The following is a 3,532-nucleotide window of genomic DNA, read 5'->3' as shown; positions in this document are numbered from 1 at the left end:
TTCTCCAATCGGCCGAACGTGTCGTAGCGATAGTTGAGCACGTTGCCGTTCGCTTGACTCACCTGTGTTGGTTTGCCTAAGCGGAAGTCGAACGAACTGCCGCCGACGTTGTAGTTCGTGGTCGGGGCAATACCATTGACCGTTGGGGCGGCGGCCTGCATGACGTATCCGTACGTGAAGTCGCGCGTCGTCCGTGTGTAGGGCACACCCGTCGGCACCCAACCGCCCCACGACAGGTTGACCTGCGATTCCGGGTAGACCGTCGTCGGTTCTGACGTTTCGTACGGACTGCCGAAGCCGTAGTACTCGGTGTACCTGTTCGTCGAGGACGCGAAAGGAGTCGCAGAAGCATTGCACTGAGCGCCGAATGCCAGCGTGATGGCCGTCGATGTGGCGGTCAGCAGGCCCTTGCCGGACGAAAGTGGAGCGTCCGCCGTGGTCGCCCCGTCATAATAGTTTCGCGAACAGGCGAGGACGGCATTGGCAGTCTGCGGGTCCGTCATCGCCGAATAGGTTGGTCGGAAGATCCAGTCGGTCGTGTCAGCGAGCCAGCCAGTCGTCGTGCTGAGGATGCAGGGGGCGCCGGCGCATGCCGACATGCTTGTCGGATTCACTGGCGGTGTTCCGACGAAGTCGTTCTGTTGCGTCAAGTTGCCGAAGCCGTCAAAGCCGGTCTGCGTGTACGACTGGCTGCCGTCCTTCAGCGTCGTCGCGACCTGGAGTGGCGAGACGAAGTTGATGAACGACTGACCCTGACTCTGCGGAGGAGTCGAATAAAACGAGTTCGGGATGGCCACGGTATTGAACGTGGTGGCGAACGTCTTTGAATTTGTGCCGCTGGAGTCCTTCACCACAGTCAGATACTCGCGACCGGTCAGGATTTCGTTGATCCAATCGGCCGGCGACGTCGGGAAAGGATACGTAGCACCGCAGCAGTACTTCCCCGTTGTGTAGTAGTAGTGCACCGTCGGATTGTTGGCCGAGTCGGTCTCGGTGACCTGTCCGAATCCGCGATAGATCCCGTTGAAGGGGTCATAGCCGTACCCAGCGGAGTAGCCAGGGCCGCCGCCAGAGTAGTACGGCTGATTGTAGGGGTCGGGGTACTGTTGGTAGGCGGGGCCGTTTGAGTACGTGTAGTCCGTCACGATGTCAGGTTCGCCGAACCCCGCCTGGTGCGTCTCCTGGGTGACCGCCTCGCGGCTCCAACCGGTGCCGGCGGTCAGTTCGGAGTAGGAGAACAGGACGTGTCCTCCGAGGCCGTTTCCGGCCTGCTTGAGATGCTGCCAGTTGTAGTCCCAGCCGCCGGTCGAGTAGTTGACGTGCTTCGGGGCGTACTCGAACGTCATACTCGCGAGACTAGACGTACCGTCCGCACCTTTGATGGTGAACCCCGTGAGGAGGTCAGTGCCTCCGTAATACCCCTGCCCCTGATCGGTGGCCGACGGTTCGAAGTAGCAGTAGTGGTACTGATCGTAAACGCACGCCATGTAGCCCACATAGGGGGAGCAGGGCGGGATATAGAGCGTTCCGCCGTCGCTTCGAGTGCGGTAAAACGGCGTCGTCGCGTGCGTGAGGTCGTAATGCCGCACCAGCGCCCCACTCTGACGTACGTCAATCGAATTGAGACGCTGCGTTTCGAGCACCAGCGGTGCGGTGTATGCGCTGCAATTTCCGCCAGCGGCAAAGTTCCGCGGCGTGTCGTTCCGCATGCAGACTGAGGGACCGGTGCCGGCGATCCCGTAGTCCACGCCAGGCGTACCGTCGCAGCCGGTGTTGAATTGAATGACGGTCTGAGCGACCGGCGGATTCGATGTGTTGTAGTTGTAGCTGACGGAAGCGGGATACGCGGACAGGAGGTAAGTGCAGCCGAGCGGACGTTGTTGCTGCGGAGCAGCAGCGCAGGTCGGATCGGTGGCCGTGTATGGTGTGTACGTATAGCCGATCTGATTGCCGAGCGGATCTGTGACTGTGGCAAGGTCGAACTGATAGAACCCCCGCTCCCACAACACTCCCTGCATCGTCGAGTACTGAACCATCGTGTACCGTGCGTAGGCCATGTCGCCGCCGAAGGTGTAGACGCGGCCGCTCTTGTCCGTGACCCACCACGTGCACAGCGATATGACGTGACCTTGGGCAAATGGGTTGCCGTAACAATCCGTCCGGATCCGCACGTAGACCTCGTCGCGGAGACGCCAGACCGTCCGTCCGCCGTCGGTTGTGCCGTCGGGCATCATCTCGCCGCCGAAGTCGCCGGCGGACAAGAACGCACGGAGGTTGCCGTTTGCGCCTGGCTGGACCGTCAGGCTCCCGGTGGACAGCTCCCAACCAGTTCCAACCCAGCTGGCGTTCGAACTGTATTGGCGCATCTCGTCTGTTCGGCCGGAGTCGTATGAAAGCGCAAGCTGTGGGGTGAGGCCGCCTCGCCCGGGCGGCACGACGATGGGGACTTTCAGGTTAGCGGTCCTCGCATGGAGGCCCACATTGTGCCCGTCGAGAAGGGGGGCCATGTTGATGAGCTCGTCGGCGGTCGCGCTATCGACACTGAAGTGGTTGATGGCCACGGTCAATGTCCGCGAAGCCGCATCCGTCGATCCGGGGACGCGAAGCCATTGACGCAACGACTCATCGAAGGTCCAGAATGCGAGCGTCGCCGGATTGCGGCCCACTAGGTCATCGGCGGAGAAGTGCATAGAGATCATGAGGCTGGCCGGGAAGACGTGTACCGGGGCGGAGGAGGCATCGGCTGTCGTGGCGTCAAACTGCCATGCGGCGAGGAGCGGCGAATCGGGGCTCGGCGCCGTCAGCTTCGCCCGATCTTGTCTCGTCACGCGGATCTCTACCGGAGCTGAGAAGACGCCAGATGGCACGTCAACGGTGACTCGCCCGTCCGGAGAACTCAGACGTCCTCCGGCAGAGTCCACAGTGATCGCGTTGGTTGTCCCGGCCGTGTCCACGGCCTCCGTGAGGACAGGCAACGCCGTTGGGTCGGCGGCGGTCGGTGTGGGTGCGGGCGTCGAAACTGAAGTGGCGATGGCGATGGCAGTATCCGTTGCGACCGCCGTTGGGCTATCCGTTGGCGCTGCCGTTGCAGTTGGCACCGGCGTTGCCGCCGGTGGGGGTGTGGCCGAGGCAACCGGTGTGGCAACGATCGGCTGGATGGGTGAGGATGTGCTCGGTGTGCCGCCCGCCGCCGTCGCTGTGGACCAGTCGGTGTAAGTACTTGCGGCATAAGTTGCGAACGTGATCGCAACCAGCAGGGCACAGCGCAGCGCGAACCTCATGAGAGGGCCTCCTCACTCATCGCATGAAAGAAGCTGGGAAGGCGCACATGAAGGCGCCGCCAAGATTGGCGCGAGGATACTGCTACGTCGGTATGTCCGTCAAGATGTAATGTGGCAACTTCGACGAATCAACGCAGCGATCTTCTGTTAAACAAGTTGGCACGGTGCCACACACAGCGGGCCGTGTGCACCATCGACGCTCCTATGTTCAAGGGCTAGTTTTCAACTTCGATCTCCTGAGCGGTATGATG

Annotated in this window: 2 protein-coding genes; one reads left to right on the top strand and one right to left on the bottom strand. The window is 61.7% G+C overall.

Annotated features, from left to right (window positions below; all coding sequences use genetic code 11):
- Window positions 1-2,828: hypothetical protein (locus tag HZC36_01005; GenBank protein MBI5705549.1), on the bottom strand; the 2,828-nt coding region annotated here is incomplete at its 3' end.
- A gap of 94 nt (window positions 2,829-2,922) precedes the next feature.
- Here HZC36_01005 and HZC36_01000 point away from each other — a divergent pair.
- Window positions 2,923-3,216 (top strand): hypothetical protein, encoded by a 294-nt coding sequence (locus HZC36_01000; protein ID MBI5705548.1) that lies wholly within the window; start codon window positions 2,923-2,925, stop codon window positions 3,214-3,216.
- Window positions 3,217-3,532: the final 316 nt, after the last annotated feature.

The sequence above is a fragment of the Armatimonadota bacterium genome (genome assembly GCA_016223145.1).
Lineage (GTDB): Bacteria > Armatimonadota > Fimbriimonadia > Fimbriimonadales > Fimbriimonadaceae > Nitrosymbiomonas.
The sequence above is the reverse complement of the archived record's forward strand: the minus strand, read 5'-3'. Positions and strand labels throughout refer to the sequence as shown.